Here is an 18,507-nt window from a genome sequence, read left to right as displayed (position 1 = left end):
GTGTTTGACATCAATGTCAACATGATGCTGCAGATCGCGACACGCACTCCCCCAGATGACCACAATCACGGCAAGCCGGCGTATTGCGAGACTGAAGAAGCAGGAGAGAGCCGCAGTCTGATCAGCCTGCCCTCTGGAAAAACCGGCCAAAGTCTGCCAAATACAATCGGCCTTGCACCGACGATTGCTTTCGCATTGGCGAAATTGGATTTACGTTCATCAGACAATTATTCGGTCGGACATCTGGCGTCCGCCCCATTGCCCTGACGCCAGCAAAACCGGCCTTCCAGGACCGACGCCCAAGATGATACCGCTGCGCATGAGCCAGTACCAGCATGAGCACAGCATGCCTACGAATGCCCGGCTCATCCGCCTGAGACAAGCTGTCGAGGAAAAGGGCCTGTCCGACATGTGGGACATGATCCTCAGCATCGATTACCAGGTCTCGCATGTCGGCGACCTGCTGCCCGAGATGCGGGAGCAGTTTCTTGACGTGATCGATCTACTCGTGCGCGCATTTGCGCGAGAAACCTGAGCGGTGGACCATGCGGATGGCCATACGGATGGCCATGGGGCTCGTGTTGAGGCTGCCGCGCTGTGATCGGGTCTCATCAAAAGATGAGCGCGGTCTGGAGATAGGCGTGTCCTGTCAACTAATCGCAATCGCCTTGAAAAAAGAATGCGGCACTTTGGGATCTAGCTCGCTATGTCTGAAGCCGGGCTATCCGATTCCAAATGACTGCACTCGACATCATGCTGGCGCGTCCGAACTACATGTTTGCTGACCTGGGACTTGATGCCATCGACCGGGGTCTTGCCGATCCGCGTCTCGCGCGGTTCCTTGAGGATGCGCGCGCGTCGGGCGGCATTGCCGACAACCGGCTGCGGCTACACATGCCCTATCTGAGCCTGTGCTCCGACAAGGTTGCCGAAGGCGTGCCGCCACCGATTTTCTACGTCGGCCAAGATTGTTCGCAGCGCCAGCTGTTTGGCGACGACTGGACGCGATCGCCTGACTCCGGCCTGCGGACACCGGATGCGGAGCTTGAGGCGGCTGCGGCTGACGGCTATCGAATCGCCCTGGAACGGGGCGCCTATTATGGCTACGCGCGCACCCGGCTGCATCTGAACGGTGCCCCGGTGGAAGTCGCCTTCGAGCGGCTGATTGTTGCCCTGCGTCCCCGGGCCGGCGCGCCGACCCGGTTCTGCGCCTATTACGGCCTCATTCAGTCGATCGAGCGCTGATCGCACGCGCCAGCGTGACAAGATCGGCGCGGCTCGACCAGACCAGCCAGTCATCCGGCCGGATATGCGCCGGCGGCAGGATCCAGTGGGTGCCGCGCGGAGCGAACCGTCGGTAACCAACCCGCAGGCCAAATCCCTTCAGGGCGTTTGTCTCGGCCATCAGGCCGTAAAGCCAGTCGGGCCGCCACTTCAGCAGGGCAACAAGAAACCCGGTCTGGGTCAGTTTCTCGGCGAGACCGCGGCCACGCAGGTCCCGGCGCAGCCAGAGATTGCCATGGTAGACAATACGGCCGCGGAGTTCAAAAGCGTCGGCGGCGTGGGCGCTGCCGAGCCGGGCGGTGCCGTCTGCGGGATCGGCGAATATCCGGCGTTGCTGCTGCTGCCAGAACGCGGCCAGCGGGCGATCGCGCAGATCCTCCACCTTTGCAGCCTGCAGCGAGGCGATCTTGCCGTCCCCGTCCCGTACGCCGATCCAGAAGGCATTGCTGGCGTGCAGGTCGAAAAACCGGGAGGAGAAATCCTCCATGAGATACCGGTCCTCGCTGGCCTCAGCCGCCTGTTCAAAGGCGACAAAGTCAGCGCTTTCCTCAAGCGTCAGGCCAGCGGCCCGGATCTCGCCCGTCAGGCGGCCCAGGGCCTCGGCGGCAACAAGGGTGGATGTGTCGAAACTGTCCAGAACCATCTACGTCCCCAACATGTTAAGCCGCGTGAAGTTACGCGGCGCGGCAACAGTGGAACGGACGCGGGGTGGTGGAAACCCAAAGCCGCAGGGCAATGCAGCGTTGTGCCGAGGCCGGGTCGACCTGGCAAGGCAAAGGGAAGCAAGGGGATAAGGCGGCGGCCAACGACCAGAAGCTGCCGGGCGGGCATGCTCCCACAGCGCTCCCACAGGTCGGCTTTTTTTGCGGCACCAGACGCCGCCAAGTGCTTGAAAAGATGGTCGGGGCAGCAAGATTCGAACTTGCGACCCTCTGCTCCCAAAGCAGATGCGCTACCAGGCTGCGCTATACCCCGATGTTGCCGGCCCGAGCGATGCGGCGGCGAAGTGTTCGATACATCTATTGCTGCGGCGGCGCAAGCCTCAGCGGCGCAGGATGCTGGGGGCAGTGACACTCTGGCCAGGTTCGATGCCGAGCCGGGCCGAGGTTCCGGCAACCACCTCCAGCACATAAAGCGCCGGAGCCCCGGAAGAGATGATCTTCTGCGACAGCGGCGTGGTGTCCGGCGCGATGGACACGATCTTTCCATCCGCGGCGATGAAGATCATGTCGAGGGCAACATAGGTGTTCTGCATCCAGAAATGCCGCTCGCCTTCGCGCTCGAAGACAAAAAGCATGCCGGCGTCGGCCGCCAGTTCCTTGCGGTTCATCAGCCCGATGGCACGCTGCGCCTCGGTGGATACGACTTCGGCAACAAAGGACACGGGGCCCGTCGCTGTTGCAATCGCCACGGTTTCGACCGGAAGGCCGGCCGCTGACACAGTGTCGGCGCGGGCGGCACGGGTAGCAAGAACGCCGAACAGGACAATAACGCCGATCAGGGCGGCACGGGCAAGTATCGCCGCCGCTTCACGCCAAGACGCCGCCGGAGCCGGGCGGCCACGGACGGGAAGAGCGCGCGACGGCGCCGTGAAATGGGTGATACGCATGACAAAGTCCCCCTGGACAACGCAAACTCAACTTTACAGATGATGCCGGACTGAACCTGCATCGGGGCCTGCTTACAGAAGCCCCCTGCCCCTTCCAGCGACTGCCGCTTCTGCGACCGCTCCCGTCAGGGCCAACCTGTCTGGCCGCCTGGCCAAACACGCCAGACAGCGAACGCAACAGGTCATTGGCTTGCGGCGAACCGCAAACCTTCAACTTCGCCGGAAAACTGTCCCGGCGGCTCATCTCCTGACTGATCAAACGTCCCGTCTAACTCGACAACTCAGTGCGAGGACGGAATATGTGTGCCAGAGCCTACCGGCCTGATTTCCGCAGCCATGCGGCCTTTCGGGCCCATACCGAACCGGACCAGAACGTCCTGGCCCGGACGAAGCTCGGTGATACCAAAGCGGCGGAGTGTCTCCATGTGAATGAAGATGTCCTCCGATCCCTCGCCCTGTGTCAGGAAGCCGAAGCCCTTGACCCGGTTGAACCATTTCACGCTTGCGCGCTCAAACCCGGTCTCCGGCACCACCTGGACGTGAGTGCGGGAGGGCGGCAGCTGCGAAGGATGCACGGCGGTGGATTCGTCCATCGACAGGATGCGGAAGGCCTGTAGCCCCCGTGCCTTGTCGAGCACTTCGCAGATGACCCGCGCGCCTTCGTAGGCGGTCTGGAACCCGTCGCGGCGCAGGCACGTGACGTGAAGAAGAATGTCCGGCATGCCATTGTCCGGCACAATGAAGCCGTACCCCTTGGCGATGTCGAACCACTTGATGGTTCCCGCAACCTCGATCACGTCGACGCCGACATCGTCGGCCATCGCCTCGATCAGTCGGGGATCCTGTGCCGCTTTTCCCCCCATCGTCCAACGCCCCATCATCTACGCCGCATCAGCCAGCGGGCAAAAGTCTTGTCCGACTCACGCACCCCCTGATTCCTAACAAAAGGATAACACCAGCTTGCCCCTCCACCAGAGGATTTTGTTAACTAACCACAGCTGCATCTGCTGCAATGCATCAGCAGTCGGATGAAAACCGTCCGAAGGTCTGCGAAAGCGGCGTCAGGATGCGACACTCAGCGAGGTCATCCAGGGGCGTTGGATCCCTGTTAACGATGATCAACTGTGCGCCGGCATCAACCGCGATCTCTGGCAAGGCGGCAGCAGGATGGACCACGAGCGAGGATCCAAGCACCAGAAACACATCACAGCGACGGGCGGCAGTGACCGCGCGAGCCATCTTCTCCTGTGGCATGGCCTCGCCGAAGCTGATGACGGCGGCCTTCAAAAGGCCATTGCAAGCCTGGCAGCGCGGGCTTCTGCCTGCCGCGACGACCGCCTCCTGATCCTCGATCCGGGCTTTGGCCCTGCAATCGAGGCAATGGGCATAGGTACCGTTGCCATGCAGTTCGACCAGCCGGTCGGCAGAAAGTCCCGCCCGCTGGTGCAGCCCGTCGATGTTCTGGGTGATGACGAGATCGACCTGTCCCCGGTCAGCCAGTCGGGGGCCAGCCAGTCGGGCCAGCGCCTGATGCGCTGCGTTGGGAATGGCAGACGTGAACTCAGCCAGAAAATGAAACCGGCGGCGCCAGTCCTCGAGCCGGGACGCCTTGTCTGAGACGAAGGCCTGGTATTGAATAGGGGTCGTGCTGGCCCATATGCCTCCCGGTGAGCGGTAGTCGGGAATGCCCGATTCGGTCGAGATCCCGGCACCGGTCAGCACAACCACCCGCCCTTCCCGGGCAAACACCTCGGCCAGCATGGCGCTGGCCTGGTCCACATCCCCTATCTGCCGCGCGTCCGATTGGCGTGTCATGGTGCCACCGTCCTGTCTGAGATCTCGTCAGCTGCCCTGACTCCGGGCCTGTCCGAACAGTTTCTGTCGCACATCGAGGTCCATGCAAGCCCGCCGGTGCCGCCACGTTGATTGAAGCCCGCTGATTCAAGCTTTCCGAAAGGACACTATGCGCTACCTGCACACGATGGTCCGCGTGACCGATGTCGAAGCTTCGCTCGATTTTTACTGCAACAAGATGGGCATGACCGAAGTGCGCCGGATGGAGCACGAGGCCGGCCGCTTCACGCTGATTTTTCTGGCCGCGCGTGACGACGTGGAAAACGGTCGCGCCAACGCCGCTCCCCTCCTCGAACTCACCTACAACTGGGATCCGGAGACCTATTCCGGCGGCCGCAACTTCGGTCACCTCGCCTATGAAGTCGACGACATCTACGCCTTCTGCGCCGACCTGATGGCCAAGGGCGTCACGATCAACCGCCCGCCGCGCGATGGCCGCATGGCCTTCGTCAAGTCGCCGGACGGCATCTCGATCGAACTGCTGCAAAAGGGCGAAGCCAAGGCCCCGGCTGAACCGTGGAACTCGATGGCCAACACGGGCAGCTGGTAAGATCACCTTATAAGCCCTTCTAACCATAAGAGGAGTTCGGCCACGGCCGGGCTCCCAAGGTTTTCCGCCAAAGCACCCGATCCGGCCGATGAAAATTTTCGAGCCTGTGGAAAACCATGCAAATACCCTCTTGCAGCCTCCAATCATTCTGCCTATAAGCCTCCTCACACGACGCGGCCCACACGGACCGCACCGAGTAAGCGCCCATCGTCTAGCGGTTAGGACGTCGCCCTTTCACGGCGAAAACAGGGGTTCGATTCCCCTTGGGCGTACCACTCCACAAGTGGTCGTGGTTTCTTCCCTGAAAACCAGTTTGCGCATACCCGGTAGTTGAGCCGGGATTTTTTGGCGTCTTTCATAGCTGCGGACCCGGCACCGCACCTGAATGCAGGGTGCCAGGCGATATGGGTTGGAACGGGTCAGGGTCAGTCGTCACCCTGCGCCTCTGCCGGTCCCAGGCAGTTCACCAGGCGGTCCAACTGATCCATCAGGCTTTCGAGTTCCGCCCCGCCGCAACGCGTTTCCAGCATCTGATAGACCGCTGCGCTCTCGGGCCGGATCCTCTCGATCAGAGCCAGACCTTCAGGGGCAATACGCACCAGGGTCCGCCGGCCATCATCGGCGTCCTTGCGGATTAAAATCAGCAGCCGCTTCTCCAGAAGGCGAATCATCCGGGTCAGGCTTGGCGCAAGGATCAGGGCCTTGGCTGCCAGCTGGGTCGCGTCCATCTCGCCTTCCTCGGCCAGCACACGCATGACGCGCCATTGCTGCTCGGTCAGGTCATACCGCGACAACATGGGACGAAAATGCGCCATCACGCTTTCCCGCGCCCGCAACAGGGCGATTGGGAGTGAACGGCGTGTTGTCCGCAAGTGCCCTGAGGCAACCTTGTTCTCCGGCTCCTGATCCCCGATTCCGTCCGATCCCATGCAATCCTCGCTGTTGCGGCACGTGAGGAGCGCCCCTCGACGCCTTCAGTGTTGCCTATAAAACATTTGACGGCCACGCGGATTTATATTTAACATGTTAATTACCAACAGGGATAACGGCCATGCCACATTTGACAATCCAGTATGCCGGCCCGGTCGAGGCCGCCGTTGACATGACGGCAGCCTGCCGAGAGCTGCATGCGGCCATGCTTTCAACCGGCTTGTTTGAACTCGGCGCAGTGAGGGTGCGGGCCCTGAAGGCGGACCATGCCGCCATTGGCGACCTTCTGCCCCAGAACGGCTTTGTCGATCTGATCCTGCGCATCGGCGTGGGTCGCAGTGCTGACGAGAAGAAGATCGGCGGCGACGCGATCTTTGCCGCGGCCGGCGCAATCTTCGCCCCGCTGCTTGCCGAGCCGCATTTCGCCCTGTCCCTCGAAATCATCGAAATCGATCCGGCCCTGAGCTGGAAGCGCAACACCATGCACCCGCGTCTGCGGAACGCCGAGAAGGACCGTCCATGAGCGACCTGCAAAAGAACCTGGCCCGTGCCGAAGACTATCTCGCCCGCTTTGCCCGCGATGGCGTGCTGAACCATATCGGCGGCGTTTCGGTTCCGGCCGACAGCGGCAAGACCTTCGAGACCCGTTCTCCGGCCGATGGCCGGCTGCTGGCCAAGGTCGCCAAGGGCGGCGCCTCCGACATCGACAAGGCGGCCAAGGCGGCCAAGGCGGCGTTCAAGAGCTGGGCCGCCCTCTCCGGCGCAGACCGGCGCAAGATCCTGCACAAGATCGCTGACGGCATCGTTGCCCGCGCAGACGAGATTGCCTTCACCGAATGCATGGACACCGGCCAGGCGCTGCGTTTCATGTCCAAGGCAGCGCTGCGCGGAGCGGAAAACTTCCGCTTCTATGCCGACAAGGCGCCGGAAGCCCGCGACGGCCAGTCGATCCAGGCGCCGGGACAGGTGAACATCACCACCCGCCATCCAATCGGACCGGTCGGCGTCATCACGCCGTGGAACACGCCCTTCATGCTGTCGACATGGAAGATCGCGCCGGCGCTCGCTGCCGGCTGCACCGTCGTCCACAAGCCGGCCGAATTCTCGCCGCTGACCGCCCGTCTGCTGGTCGAGATCGCCGAGGAGGCAGGCCTGCCGAGGGGCGTCTGGAACCTCGTCAACGGCTTCGGCGAGGACGCCGGCAAGGCACTCACCATGCACCCGGACATCAAGGCCATTGCGTTTGTCGGCGAAAGCCGCACCGGCTCGATGATCATGCGTCAAGGCTCCGACACGCTGAAGCGCGTTCACTTTGAACTCGGCGGAAAGAACCCCGTCGTGGTCTTCGCTGATGCCGATCTGGAGCGGGCTGCTGATGCCGCCGTCTTCATGATCTATTCGCTGAACGGCGAGCGCTGCACCTCCTCCTCCCGCCTCTTGGTGGAAGAGAGCATCCATGACGCTTTCGTCGCCAAGGTTGCCGAGAAGGCCGCCCGCATCAAGGTCGGCCATCCGCTCGATCCGGACACCGTCATCGGCCCGCTGATCCACGAGGTGCACGAGAAGAAGGTTCTCTCCTACTTCGACATCGCCCGTGAAGACGGGGCCACCATTGCCGTCGGCGGCCAGAAGCTCGGCGGTGAGTTCGCCAGCGGGCATTATGTCAGCCCGACGCTGTTCACCGGTGCCACCCAGTCCATGCGCATCGCGCAGGAGGAAATCTTCGGCCCGGTCCTGACGGCGATCCCGTTCAAGACGGAAGAGGAAGCCCTCACGATTGCCAATGACGTCGAATACGGCCTCACGGGCTACATCTGGACCAATGACGTCACCCGCGCCTTCCGTTTCTCCGAAAGCCTCGAGGCGGGGATGATCTGGGTGAACTCTGAGAACGTCCGCCATCTTCCGACCCCCTTCGGCGGCGTCAAGAACTCCGGCATTGGCCGCGACGGCGGTGACTGGTCCTTCGATTTCTACATGGAAACCAAGAACATCGCGTTTGCGACGCACGCCCACTCCATCCCCAAGCTCGGCGGCTGATCCCCGCTAAACCCAGACCAGAACAATCCGGCCAAGTCTCCGGGAGGACCCGATGCCCATTCCTGCCCCCAATCTCTATCCGCCCTTCAACATCGTGCGGCTGAGCCACGTGGAATTCACCGTGCGCGATCTGGCTGCATCCCGCGCCTTCTACGTCGACATCCTCGGCCTTCAGGTCACCGACGAGACCGACAGCGAGATCTACCTGCGTGCCATGGAAGAGCGCGGGCACCACTGCATCATCCTGAAGAAGGGCGAGACGGCGACCGCCAACCTGCTTGGTTTCAAGCTCTTTGACGAGGATGACCTTGCCAAGGCCGAGCGGTTCTTCAAGGCCAAGGGTCTGCCGGTGGAGTGGGTCGAGCGGCCCTACCAGTCGCGCACGCTGCGCACGCAGGATCCGCACGGCATTCCGCTGGAATTCTACACCCGCATGGACCGGCTGCCGCCGATCCATCAGAAATACGCCCTCTACAAGGGCGTGAAGCCGCTGCGCATCGACCACTTCAACTGCTTCACCCCGAGCGTGGACGAGAGCGTCGCCTTCTACAACGAGATCGGCTTCCGGGTGACGGAATACACCGAGGACGAGGTGTCGAAGAAGCTGTGGGCCGCCTGGACGCACCGCAAGGGCGGCGTGCATGACATCGCCTTCACCAACGGCCGGGGTCCGCGCCTGCACCACACCGCCTTCTGGGTGCCGACGCCGCTCAACATCATCGACCTGCTCGACCTGATGGCCACCTCCGGCTATCTCGCCAACATCGAGCGCGGCCCGGGCCGGCATGGCATTTCCAACGCCTTCTTCCTCTACATCCGCGACCCGGATGGCCACCGCATCGAGATCTATTGCTCCGACTACCAGACGGTCGATCCGGACCTGGAGCCGATCAAGTGGGACCTGAAGGACCCGCAGCGCCAGACGCTCTGGGGTGCGCCCGCGCCGAAGTCCTGGTTCGAGGAAGGCAGCCTCTTTGCCGGCGTCGAGCCCGTTGCCGCCAAGCTGGACGCCCAGCCGATCGTGGCCCCGTGAGGAGATGACGACATGACCATCGCCCTGCCCTCATCCCGACTCGTCGGCTTTCACAAGAATGGCCAACGCCGCTATGGTCTGGTCAACGGCGATGGTGTCGTCGACCTCAGCGCCCGGTTCGGAGCCCGGTGGCCGACCCTGTGCAGCGTGCTCGCCGACGGCGCACTGTCCCGACTGGTTGAAGAGGCCTCAGGCCTGCCAGCCGACCTGGCTCTCGACGGTCTCAGCTTCGACCTCCCCGTCACCGACGCAGACAAGTACATCTGCGTCGGCGTCAACTTCCCCGACCGCAACGAAGAGTACAAGGACGGCCAGGCCGCGCCGTCAAACCCGTCCCTGTTCGTCCGCTTCGCCTCGTCCTTCACCGGCCACACCGCGCCGCTGGTCCGCCCTCCGGAATCGCATCAGCTCGACTACGAGGGCGAGATCGTCATCGTCATTGGCAAGCCGGGCCGCCGGATCGCCGAGAAGGATGCCCTGTCCCACATCGCCGGCCTCAGCCTTGCCAACGAAGGCACGCTGCGCGACTGGGTTCGCCACGCCAAGTTCAACGTGACGCAGGGCAAGAACTTCGACCGCTCCGGGTCGCTTGGCCCCTGGTTCGTGCCCTTCACCGGCGAGGCGCAGATTGCCGACATCGCGCTGGAAACCCGGGTGAACGGCGAGCTGCGCCAGTCCGACCGCACCAGCCGCATGATCTTTTCCTTCCGCAAAATCATTGCCTACATCTCGACTTTCGCCACGCTGCTGCCGGGCGATGTCATCCTGACCGGAACGCCGACAGGCGCCGGTGCGCGCTTCGATCCGCCGATCTGGCTGAAGCCGGGCGATGTGATCGAGGTCAGCGCCGACGGGCTCGGCACCCTGACCAACCCTGTTGCCGACGAGGTGATCTGATGCTGAGTGCCGCCGAAATCGACGCCGCCGCCGCCGCCCTCGATGAGGCCGAGCGCAGTCGGGTGCAGACCGGGCTCCTGTCCCTGAAGCATCCCGGCATGACCATGGATGACGCCTATGCGGTCCAGGCCGCCTGGGTGAAGCGCAAGCTGGCGGCCGGGCGCAAGGTGACCGGCTGGAAGATCGGGCTCACCTCCAAGGCGATGCAGTATGCGCTCAACATCAACATCCCGGATTCGGGCGTGCTGTTCGACGACATGGCCTTCGAGGACGGCTCGGTCATCCCCGAGGACCGTTTCATCCAGCCGCGCGTCGAGGCGGAGATCGCCTTCATCCTGAAGGCCCCGCTGAAGGGACCGGATGTCACCGTCTTCGACGTGCTGAACGCGACCGACTACATCACCCCCTCGCTGGAAATCCTCGACACGCGCATCGTCCGGGTTGATCCTGAGACGAAGCAGACCCGCACCATCGTCGACACGATTTCCGACAACGCCGCCAACGCAGGCTACGTGCTGGGTGGCCGGCCGATGCGGCCCGATGCGGTCGACATGCGCTGGATGGGGGCGATCGTCTCGAAGAATGGCGAGGTCGAGGAAACCGGCCTTGGCGCCGGCGTTCTCAATAACCCGGCCCGCGGAATCGCATGGCTCGCCAACCGTCTGGCCCAGTATGGCATGGGCCTGTCAGCGGGAGAGGTGGTGCTGGCCGGATCCTTCATCCGTCCGGTCGAAGCCCCGCACGGCTCGTCGATCCACGCAGATTTCGGGCCCTTTGGCAGCGTAAGTTGCCATTTCCGCTGAAAAGCCCCGCTTTGTGATATGCACGACGGACAGGCCGCGTCATCTAACCAATGATGCGGCCTTCTTGTATGAGGACGCGACCCGTGGCAGAGATTTGTCTAACGTTGCGTCGCTCATTGTCCGCCGGAGGAACACGAAGATGCTTGCGCGCGCCCTTGCCGTTCTGGTCGTCCTGATCGCCGGAATCTCGCCGGCGCTTGCCAAACGCGTTGCTCTCGTCATGGGCAATGGCGACTATGCCCATGCGGTCACCTTGCCCAACCCCGCTAATGATGCACGCGCCATGACGGCGAAGCTGCAGCAGCTCGGCTTTGAAGTCGTCTCGGGCTATGACCTCGATTACCAGGGCATGCGCCGCACGGTCGCCGATTTCGCCAGGACGGCACGCGGTGCGGACATCGCGCTCCTGTTCTATGCCGGGCATGGCATGCAGGTCGGCGGCGTCAATTACCTGATCCCGATCGACGCCAAGTTTGCCGATGAGACTGCGCTCGACTTCGAAACCATCTCGGCGGATTTCGTGCTGCGCCAGATGTCGAATGATGTGAAGGTGCGCATGGTGTTCCTCGACGCCTGCCGCGACAATCCGCTGGCACGCACCCTCGCCCGCAGCATGAGCCCCAGCCGGTCGGCTGCGGTGGGCCTTGGCCTTGCCGAGATCAAGATGGAAGATGCTGGCGCTGAAGGCTCGGTGATCGCCTTCGCCACCTCGCCTGGCGATGTGGCGCTGGACGGCTCGGGCTCCAATTCCCCCTTCACCACGGCGCTGCTGCGCCACATCGATGCGCCGGACACGCCGATCCAGAACGTCATGACCCGCGTCACCGGCGACGTTTACCGCGAAACCGGTGAACGCCAGCGGCCCTGGGTCAATGCCTCGCTGATTGGCGAAGTGTTCCTGAATCGGTCGACGGGCCAGGCCGCGACAGCCTCCAGCGCGACCAATGCGTCCGAACCGGCGCCGACTGCAGTCTCCGGCACTGTTCCGGCCGCAGCCAGCCAGATTGCCTGGGAACGCGAAAAGGCGCTCTGGGATGCAGCCCAGGCCGCCGGCACCGTCGGCGACTACTCCGCCTATCTCGCGGCCTACCCGAACGGGACTTTCGCTGAAGTTGCCCGCAACCAGGTCACCCGCCTGTCCGGCGGCACCACGGCGCCGGCCCAGGCGCAGATCCAGGCCACCGCCGCCGCCCCAGTTGCGCCCGAGCCGGCAGCAGCCGGACAACAGGTCGCCGCATTGACGGAAGGCAACAGCGCCTCGCGGACGGCGCCGGGAGAGGCAATTGCAGCGGCGGACAGCATCACGGCAGCGGAGCAAGGCTGGAGCCAGATGCGCAAGCGGGAGGTCCAGCTTCGGCTGAATATTGCAGGCTTCGATGTCGGCATGCCGGACGGTGCTTTCGGCGCACGCACCCGCAGCGGCATTCGCGCCTGGCAGGCCGCCGCCGGCCAGCCCGTCACTGGCAGCCTGAGCGAACCGCAGTATCAGATGCTCGTGGCCCAGACCCAGGCAGCCTATGTGGTGGTTGCCGAGAAGCTGAAGCAGCAGCAGGCGCAGCGGCGCGATGCCCGCAGCGCCCAAAGGCTGCAGCCGCTGCCGGATGCTCCCGGAACCCCTGGCCCCGAGCGTCTGCCGCCGGCTGATCAGAGCGGGATCGACGGCGCTGCCGGTGCCGCCTTCATCGGTGGCGTGCTCGGCGGTGTTCTTGGCGGGGCGCTGGGACGGTAAAGGCCCATCAAGGGCGCGAACTCGCCGTCTGGCGGGACTGGGCAGCGTCTGCGGCAGCGGCAGGCTCGACATTTTCCGGGACCAGCGAGAGAGCCGGTCCCTGCCCATCCATCCACAGCCGGGCGTCATCAAGCGTCAGGACGACGGTTTCAGTCGTGAGACCGCGCAGTTGTCCGCGCCACAACAGACGCTGCGGCACGCTGGCCGGCAAGGCTTCTCCCACCGGGCCGGTGAAGGCAAGGCGCACTGCCGCGTCCTTGGCAATGGATTCGATGCGGCTCGCCGCGTTGACTGTCGTGCCCATCACGGTGAAGGAGCGCCGCGTCTCACCGCCGATGTCGCCCACCAGCGCCGGTCCGGCGTTCAGCGCGATGCGCAGGTCAAGCTCGGGCTGGCCTGTCCGCTGGCGCAGCCTTGGCAAGAGATCGATGACCGCCAGTGCACAGGCCACGGCCCGTGCTTCCGGGTCCTCCACGTCATTCGGCGCGTTCCAGACCGCCATGACGGCATCGCCGATGTATTTGTCGATATAGCCTTCCGACCGTGTGATCTCGGCGCCGATGGCATCGAAGACAGTGTTGACCACCTTGACCACCTCGCGGTCAGGCAGGCGCTCCGACATGCGGGTGAAGCCGACGATATCGATGAAGGCGATCACGACCTTGCGCGTCTCTCCGCCGAGATCCGACAGACGCTCTTCTTCCGCCATGGCCCGGATCACCTGCGGCGACAGGTAATGGCCGAACAGCCGAACCAGTTCGCGTTCGCGCCGTTTCAAGACGGCCACCTGGGCAACGCCGGCCACCATCAGTGCAATGAAACCGGCCGTTGGCGGCGCACCGGCCGGCAGCATCCAGCCGGACATCAACACGACATAGGCAAGCCCGATCCCGGCCAGCACAAGACCGACGACAACCAACGGCAGGCTTGGCAATGGCAGATTCAGCCCGGCAAGTGCGCCAACCAGGGCAAAGGCGACAATCGACAACCCGACCAGAGCAAAGGGCGCTTCATGCACCACGCGGCCAACCAGGGGCGAGCCGATCAGATCTGCCAGGATGAAGACGCCACTTGTTGCCGTGCGCACGGGCGGACGCCCGGCCGGCCCGGCCCCCTCGCCCAGTGGCGTCTCGCGTGGCAGGAACCGGTCGAGATAAAGATGCTCATCCTCGTTCGGCAGGGTCGAACCGAACAGGATGACACGACCTTCGGCAAACTGCTTCAACTTCTCCGTGCCGTCCGCCGCGTCCATCAGGTCAAGGACATCGAGCAGCGACAGATAGGGCACTGACGTCGCCAGCCGGGCGCCGGGCACCGCGATGTAGGGCCTGTCGACTGATGCCTCTGCATGGCCCAGCATTGCATCGACAAAGGCCGGGGAGGTCTCCAGCGGCAGCTGCGGTCGGTGCCGGCGGACGACGCCGTCATTGTCGGTCAGGATCTCGGTCGAGCGCACGCCGTCGCTGCCGGCAGCAGCTGAAATCGAGCGGTGCGGAATGCCGGTCGACGTCCGGGCGACGACCACCCTGCCCCGGTTCTCATAAAGAAAACGCAGGAACTGCCGGTCATAGCCCTTGAGGCGGGCTTCGCCCGTCTGCGGATCGGCAAAGGCATCAGCGGAAAAGGCGAAAACGAAATCGAGCCCGATGGCCTTCGCCCCGGCATCAAACAACGCGGTTCCGGCCTTGGCGAAGGCCTGCGACATGAACACACGCGGGATTGCTTCAAGCCGTTTCGACGTCAGGGACGCCTGGTCAAGACCAACGACGGCGACGGGAAACCGGTCCTGCGGCAGGTCTGTGACCAGCGCGCGCACCTGCAGCAACCGGTCATTGATCCAGCCTTCCCAGAGGGCGCGCGTTGCGCCAATGCCAGCCAGAACGCCAGCGATGACCGCGATGACAATCACCGCGGCCTTCAGTCGCCTGCGCTCCCTGGCAGCAGACGCTGCCCGCGCGGCTTCGCTCATTTCACAACGACAACCGCCGTTTCCCGGCCCACTTCAAGCGGATCCAGCGTGAACTGGCGGATTTCGGATTCCCCCGTACCGGCACGCGGCTTGAAGGTCAACTCGATCGGCACGCCGCTTCCCTTGCCATCGGCAGGGGACATGAGACCCGGCATATCAGCGAGAACCTTGTCGTCCAGCTTGTATTCCTGGGGGGTGCCGCCGTCGACGGAGACAAAGACGCTGTCATAGCGTTCCTGCAAATCCTCGCCGAACCGCAGCATCAGGGACGCCGCCACCTTGTTCTCGGGCACCAGTCCGCGCATGGTGACCGCAAGGCCCTTGCCGCCATCCGTGCCGGCATTGCCGACTTCCTGCTTCAGACAATTGCCCGGACGCAGTTCCTTTTCCTCGCCTTCAGCGATGACCAGGCCGGACGACGTGGCCGTGACGCTGCCACCAGTGATCCGGACCTCGCGGCAGGCGGTATAGTCAAGAAGGTCGACGTAACCACCGGTGCCGAGGGCAATCTCGTCGCCCGGAACCAGTTCGGCGAAGGCTGTAGCATTGACGCCCTCGGACCGGTCCAGCACCATCGCCACCGGGTCGGCAGCCAGCGCCGTCGTCGCCGTTACGCTCACCAGGGCGGTCAGCAGCACAAGGCGCCGGGCTGCGGCAGCTCCGCGGCCTGCAAGGTCAGGGATACTCAAGGTGTGACGGGCCATCTCATGCTCCTTAAGTGTTTCAGTCAGCCCCAGGCGCCAGGCACAGGGTCGAATCTCGTTGTCATGTGCCAAGCTAGCGGCAAATCCGTTCCGAACTGTGGCGACAATCACATGATATCTGGGTTTTTCGGTGCCACGCTTGCCCAGATCGACAAGCAAGGCGGCAACCTGATCCAGCTTACCGGCCGGACCTGCAGCCCCGCCGGCGAAACGACGAGAGCCCGAACAAGCCGGGCTCTCCAAACTCAGCGCGCCTCTGACCAGCGTCAGTTACGATAGGATTCCTGCGGCAACGGCTGGCCAGGATTCGATCCCTGGAACTCCGGCCCCGGGATTGACGGCTGCAGGGAGCGTCCGCCGCCTTGCGGCCGATAGGGCTCGGGACGGTACGGTTCCGGCCGGTAGACGGGCGGGCGGTAATCCGGCGGCCTGTACTGGGGCGGCCGGTGATGCGGCGGACGATAGACCGGAGGCCGGTAGACAGGTGGGCGATAGACCGGGGGCGGAACCACGATCACCGGCGGCGGCATTACGACCGGCGGCGGGGGCACGTAACCGCCGCTGACCGGTATCAGATAGCGGCCGCTGACAAATCCGCGATATCCGGCATAAAACACAGTGCACCAGGCATTGCAGGCGCCGACCTCGACCAGAGCGCCGCGCGGGATGACCAAAATCGGCGCATAATTCGTTCCCGGCCCGGTCCGCATGTTGAGATCTGCCGAGGATTGGGCGGTCCAAGCGAAAGCAGCGCCGGAAGACAGAAGCCCTCCAAGAAGAACTGCATTGAATAAAATCTTGCGCATTTCACCACCTTGCTCGAACGGGGTGAGGGATAAAAAATACTTCACAATCCATGACGCCACGCGCCAAAGAAAACAAGACGACAGAAGGCTTGCCTCTGCTTCACGTCTGTTTCACGCAAGCTAGAAAGGCAATTGGGCGTTATTGTGTCGCAGCCCCGCCGCTCAACCTGCTTGCCCCTCATAGGCGAGGATCGCGCCCGCAAGGTCCTCAAGCGCAGCACCAACCGACTTGAACAAGGTGATCTCGGTGTCCGACGTGCGGCCCGGCGCGGTGCCTCGCGTCAGGTCATGAAGATCACCGGCAATGGCCTCCGCAGTCAGGACCCCCGACTGCAGCGGAATGACGATGTCACCGCCCTCCTTCATGGCCCCCGCCCGCGTATCGACATAAACCCGTGCCCGGCGAATGGCGTTGTCGTCGCTTTCCCGCATGGTCGGCTTGTAGGCGCCAACCAGATCGACGTGGCAGCCCTCGGGCAACCAGTCGCCCAGGATGATCGGGGTCTGCGACATGGTCGCTGCGCTGACGATATCCGCCGTGCGCACGGCCGCTTCCAGATCAGCGGCAGCAACCACCTCGACATCGAGGCAGGCGCGCAGGTCAGCCGCCACGTCCTCGGCAGCGGCAAGACGGCGGCCCCAGATCGTCACCTTCCGGATCGGCCGCATCGCGCAATGGGCTTCCGCGAGCGGCCGCGACAGGCTGCCCGTTCCCGCGATCACGAGATGGCCAGCATCCTTGCGGGCCAGATAGTCGGCGGCCAGCGCCGAGGCCGCCGCTGTCCGGCGTCCCGTCAGCATGGCGCCATCGATGAGCGCAAGACCAGCCCCGGTGCGCGCATCCGAGAGAATGTACTGACCGGAAATGGAGGGCAGCCCGCGCGCCGCGTTGCCCGGCACGACCGTCACCAGCTTGACCCCGAGATACTGCCCCGGCGTCCAGGCCGGCATCAGCAGCAGCGTCGCGTCCGCCTCATCCGGCACACCCATCGTGTGATGATGGCGCACCGGCATCTCGCAGCCAGCCTTGAACATCGCCCTGAGCGCCTCGACAAGCGCCTTGTAGGGCAGCGCAGCCGCCGTCTCGATGTCGTTCATTACCCGCATGGCCTGGCTCCCGCCCAACTGTCGTCTAAGGTCTGGCCAGACTAGACAGGACGGAACCGATTTCAAGGCCAGCCCCTGCAGTTTCTACTGGTACTGAACCTATCCCGGGACTACGGTTTTTTGGCATTGCCCTCCTTCCGGATTGCCCCCTCGCCATGACCATCCTGAACAGCGTTGATCAGCTCGAAGCCATCTATGGCACGACCGGCCCCACCTCCACCGTCAAGGAAAGCCCGCGCCTGACGCCAATGTATCGCCGGATGATGGAGGCAGCGCCCTTCTGCGCGCTGGCCACCAGCGGTCCCGAAGGGCTCGACTGTTCTCCGCGGGGCGACAAGGGCATGTGCGTCGTCATCGAGAACGACACGACGCTGATCATGCCCGACCGGCGCGGCAACAACCGCATCGATTCGCTGCGCAACATCGTGCGTGACCCGCGCGTGGCGCTGATGTTCCTGATCCCCGGCTCCGGCAACGCGCTGCGCGTCAACGGCAAGGCCGTCGTCAGTGTCGATCCGGCCCTGCTGGCCCGCCTTGCGATGGAGGGCAAGGAACCGCGCTCGGCCATCATCATCACCATCGAGACCATCTACTTCCAGTGTGCCCGCGCCATCATCCGCGCCGGCCTGTGGGACGAGGCTGCGAAGGTTGACCCGAAGACACTTCCGACGCCTGGCGACATCCTCGCCGACCTGTCGAATGGCACGATTGGCGGCAAGCCTTATGACGAGGAATGGCCCGTCCGCGCAGCCGCTTCCATGTGGTGAGGCCGACCATGTCGCTTGAGCCTCTGCTTGCCGCCGGACCTGTGGTCTACACCCACGCCTTTGCCGCCATAGCTGCTGCCGTTCTGGGCGTTGTTCAGTTCGCAGCTCCCAAGGGCACCCTGCCCCACCGCTCGCTCGGCTATCTCTGGGCGTTCCTGATGCTGTGGGTCGCCGGCTCCAGCCTGTTCATCCACGGCATCCGCATGATCGGCCCCTTCAGCCCGATCCATATCCTCTCGGTGGTCACCCTGATCGGTGTGCCGATGGCCGTGTGGGCCGCGCGCAAAGGGCGGATCACAAGCCACGCCAAGGCCATGAAGGGATACATGCTCTGGGCGCTGCTGGTGGCCGGGATCTTCACGTTCTACCCCGGCCGGTTGATGTATCAGGTCGTGTTCGGTCCCTCGGACTGAAACTGACAATCC

At 63.8% G+C, this 18,507-nt stretch carries 21 protein-coding genes and 2 tRNA genes; 13 read left to right on the top strand and 10 right to left on the bottom strand.

Going from position 1 to position 18,507, the window contains the following annotated elements; all coding sequences use genetic code 11:
• The 3 genes from C8348_RS21905 to C8348_RS05790 all read left to right on the top strand — a co-directional run bounded on the left by C8348_RS21905 (position 1) and on the right by C8348_RS05790 (position 1,245).
• Entirely contained in the window at positions 1 to 267 is a 267-nt protein-coding gene (locus tag C8348_RS21905) for a hypothetical protein (protein WP_157950390.1), read from the top strand.
• Between the two features lie 79 nt (positions 268 to 346).
• Positions 347 to 535 carry a hypothetical protein gene (locus C8348_RS05795; RefSeq protein WP_157950389.1) on the top strand — a complete coding sequence of 63 codons (189 nt, stop codon included), beginning with the start codon at positions 347 to 349 and terminating at the stop codon, positions 533 to 535.
• A 200-nt stretch (positions 536 to 735) separates the two neighbouring features.
• Positions 736 to 1,245: a hypothetical protein gene (locus C8348_RS05790; RefSeq protein WP_208983577.1), complete on the top strand. Its 510-nt coding sequence runs from the start codon at positions 736 to 738 to the stop codon at positions 1,243 to 1,245.
• On the opposite strand, the gene C8348_RS05785 is transcribed toward C8348_RS05790, so the two are convergent.
• The 5 genes from C8348_RS05785 to C8348_RS05765 all read right to left on the bottom strand — a co-directional run bounded on the left by C8348_RS05785 (position 1,223) and on the right by C8348_RS05765 (position 4,708).
• Entirely contained in the window at positions 1,223 to 1,927 is a 705-nt protein-coding gene (locus C8348_RS05785) for a hypothetical protein (RefSeq protein ID WP_106752319.1), read from the bottom strand. The genes C8348_RS05790 and C8348_RS05785 overlap by 23 nt on opposite strands.
• 255 nt (positions 1,928 to 2,182) lie before the next feature.
• A tRNA-Pro gene (locus tag C8348_RS05780) sits at positions 2,183 to 2,259 on the bottom strand.
• A gap of 67 nt (positions 2,260 to 2,326) precedes the next feature.
• The gene (locus C8348_RS05775; protein ID WP_106752318.1) at positions 2,327 to 2,893 is read right to left on the bottom strand and encodes a DUF192 domain-containing protein; all 567 of its coding nucleotides are present in this window, start codon (positions 2,891 to 2,893) and stop codon (positions 2,327 to 2,329) included.
• 281 nt (positions 2,894 to 3,174) lie between these two features.
• Positions 3,175 to 3,756, bottom strand: coding sequence for a cold-shock protein (locus tag C8348_RS05770; protein WP_106752317.1), 582 nt, complete (start codon positions 3,754 to 3,756; stop codon positions 3,175 to 3,177).
• Positions 3,757 to 3,910: 154 nt separating this feature from the next.
• Positions 3,911 to 4,708 carry an SIR2 family NAD-dependent protein deacylase gene (locus C8348_RS05765; protein WP_106752316.1) on the bottom strand — a complete coding sequence of 266 codons (798 nt, stop codon included), beginning with the start codon at positions 4,706 to 4,708 and terminating at the stop codon, positions 3,911 to 3,913.
• 148 nt (positions 4,709 to 4,856) lie between these two features.
• On the opposite strand from C8348_RS05765, the gene C8348_RS05760 reads away from it, so the two are divergent.
• Positions 4,857 to 5,297 (top strand): VOC family protein, encoded by a 441-nt coding sequence (locus tag C8348_RS05760; protein ID WP_106752315.1) that lies wholly within the window; start codon positions 4,857 to 4,859, stop codon positions 5,295 to 5,297.
• A gap of 200 nt (positions 5,298 to 5,497) precedes the next feature.
• Positions 5,498 to 5,572 (top strand) — tRNA-Glu (locus C8348_RS05755).
• Positions 5,573 to 5,722: 150 nt separating this feature from the next.
• Here C8348_RS05755 and hpaR read toward each other — a convergent pair.
• On the bottom strand, positions 5,723 to 6,211 hold the full coding sequence (gene hpaR, locus C8348_RS05750; protein ID WP_341871590.1) for a homoprotocatechuate degradation operon regulator HpaR: 489 nt from the start codon (positions 6,209 to 6,211) through the stop codon (positions 5,723 to 5,725).
• A 137-nt stretch (positions 6,212 to 6,348) separates the two neighbouring features.
• Between hpaR and C8348_RS05745 the strand changes: the two genes are divergently transcribed.
• The 6 genes from C8348_RS05745 (at position 6,349) to C8348_RS05720 (ending at position 12,729) form a co-directional block, all read left to right on the top strand.
• The gene (locus tag C8348_RS05745) at positions 6,349 to 6,750 is read left to right on the top strand and encodes a 5-carboxymethyl-2-hydroxymuconate isomerase (protein ID WP_106752313.1); all 402 of its coding nucleotides are present in this window, start codon (positions 6,349 to 6,351) and stop codon (positions 6,748 to 6,750) included.
• Complete coding sequence (gene hpaE / locus C8348_RS05740) at positions 6,747 to 8,267, top strand: 5-carboxymethyl-2-hydroxymuconate semialdehyde dehydrogenase (protein ID WP_106752312.1); 1,521 nt, start codon at positions 6,747 to 6,749, stop codon at positions 8,265 to 8,267. Before C8348_RS05745 ends, hpaE begins: the two co-directional genes overlap by 4 nt.
• 52 nt (positions 8,268 to 8,319) lie before the next feature.
• Positions 8,320 to 9,300, top strand: a complete 981-nt coding sequence (gene hpaD, locus C8348_RS05735) for a 3,4-dihydroxyphenylacetate 2,3-dioxygenase (protein WP_106752311.1) — start codon at positions 8,320 to 8,322, stop codon at positions 9,298 to 9,300.
• A 12-nt stretch (positions 9,301 to 9,312) separates the two neighbouring features.
• Positions 9,313 to 10,197, top strand: a complete 885-nt coding sequence (locus C8348_RS05730) for a fumarylacetoacetate hydrolase family protein (RefSeq protein WP_106752310.1) — start codon at positions 9,313 to 9,315, stop codon at positions 10,195 to 10,197.
• Positions 10,197 to 11,000: a 2-oxo-hept-4-ene-1,7-dioate hydratase gene (gene hpaH, locus C8348_RS05725; protein WP_106752309.1), complete on the top strand. Its 804-nt coding sequence runs from the start codon at positions 10,197 to 10,199 to the stop codon at positions 10,998 to 11,000. The genes C8348_RS05730 and hpaH overlap by 1 nt, the downstream gene beginning before the upstream one ends.
• Positions 11,001 to 11,139: 139 nt before the next feature.
• Positions 11,140 to 12,729, top strand: coding sequence for a caspase family protein (locus C8348_RS05720; RefSeq protein WP_106752308.1), 1,590 nt, complete (start codon positions 11,140 to 11,142; stop codon positions 12,727 to 12,729).
• A 7-nt stretch (positions 12,730 to 12,736) separates the two neighbouring features.
• Here the strand turns inward: C8348_RS05720 and C8348_RS05715 are convergent, their stop codons facing one another.
• The 4 genes from C8348_RS05715 to lhpI form a co-directional block, all read right to left on the bottom strand.
• Positions 12,737 to 14,698, bottom strand: a complete 1,962-nt coding sequence (locus C8348_RS05715) for an adenylate/guanylate cyclase domain-containing protein (RefSeq protein WP_106752307.1) — start codon at positions 14,696 to 14,698, stop codon at positions 12,737 to 12,739.
• Positions 14,695 to 15,402: a hypothetical protein gene (locus C8348_RS05710; protein WP_208983575.1), complete on the bottom strand. Its 708-nt coding sequence runs from the start codon at positions 15,400 to 15,402 to the stop codon at positions 14,695 to 14,697. Before C8348_RS05710 ends, C8348_RS05715 begins: the two co-directional genes overlap by 4 nt.
• 266 nt (positions 15,403 to 15,668) lie before the next feature.
• Positions 15,669 to 16,112, bottom strand: a complete 444-nt coding sequence (locus C8348_RS05705; protein WP_157950388.1) for an SH3 domain-containing protein — start codon at positions 16,110 to 16,112, stop codon at positions 15,669 to 15,671.
• A gap of 258 nt (positions 16,113 to 16,370) precedes the next feature.
• The gene (gene lhpI / locus C8348_RS05700; protein WP_106752305.1) at positions 16,371 to 17,315 is read right to left on the bottom strand and encodes a bifunctional Delta(1)-pyrroline-2-carboxylate/Delta(1)-piperideine-2-carboxylate reductase; all 945 of its coding nucleotides are present in this window, start codon (positions 17,313 to 17,315) and stop codon (positions 16,371 to 16,373) included.
• Positions 17,316 to 17,470: 155 nt separating this feature from the next.
• On the opposite strand from lhpI, the gene C8348_RS05695 reads away from it, so the two are divergent.
• A complete protein-coding gene (locus C8348_RS05695; RefSeq protein WP_106752304.1) occupies positions 17,471 to 18,082 on the top strand; it encodes a pyridoxamine 5'-phosphate oxidase family protein in 612 nt (203 codons plus the stop codon).
• An 8-nt stretch (positions 18,083 to 18,090) separates the two neighbouring features.
• Positions 18,091 to 18,495 carry a DUF2306 domain-containing protein gene (locus C8348_RS05690; protein ID WP_106752443.1) on the top strand — a complete coding sequence of 135 codons (405 nt, stop codon included), beginning with the start codon at positions 18,091 to 18,093 and terminating at the stop codon, positions 18,493 to 18,495.
• Positions 18,496 to 18,507 lie beyond the last annotated feature (12 nt).

This window comes from Pannonibacter carbonis, from assembly GCF_003012935.1.
GTDB classification, from domain to species: Bacteria; Pseudomonadota; Alphaproteobacteria; order Rhizobiales; family Stappiaceae; genus Pannonibacter; species Pannonibacter carbonis.
This window is presented reverse-complemented; position numbering and strand designations above follow the sequence as displayed.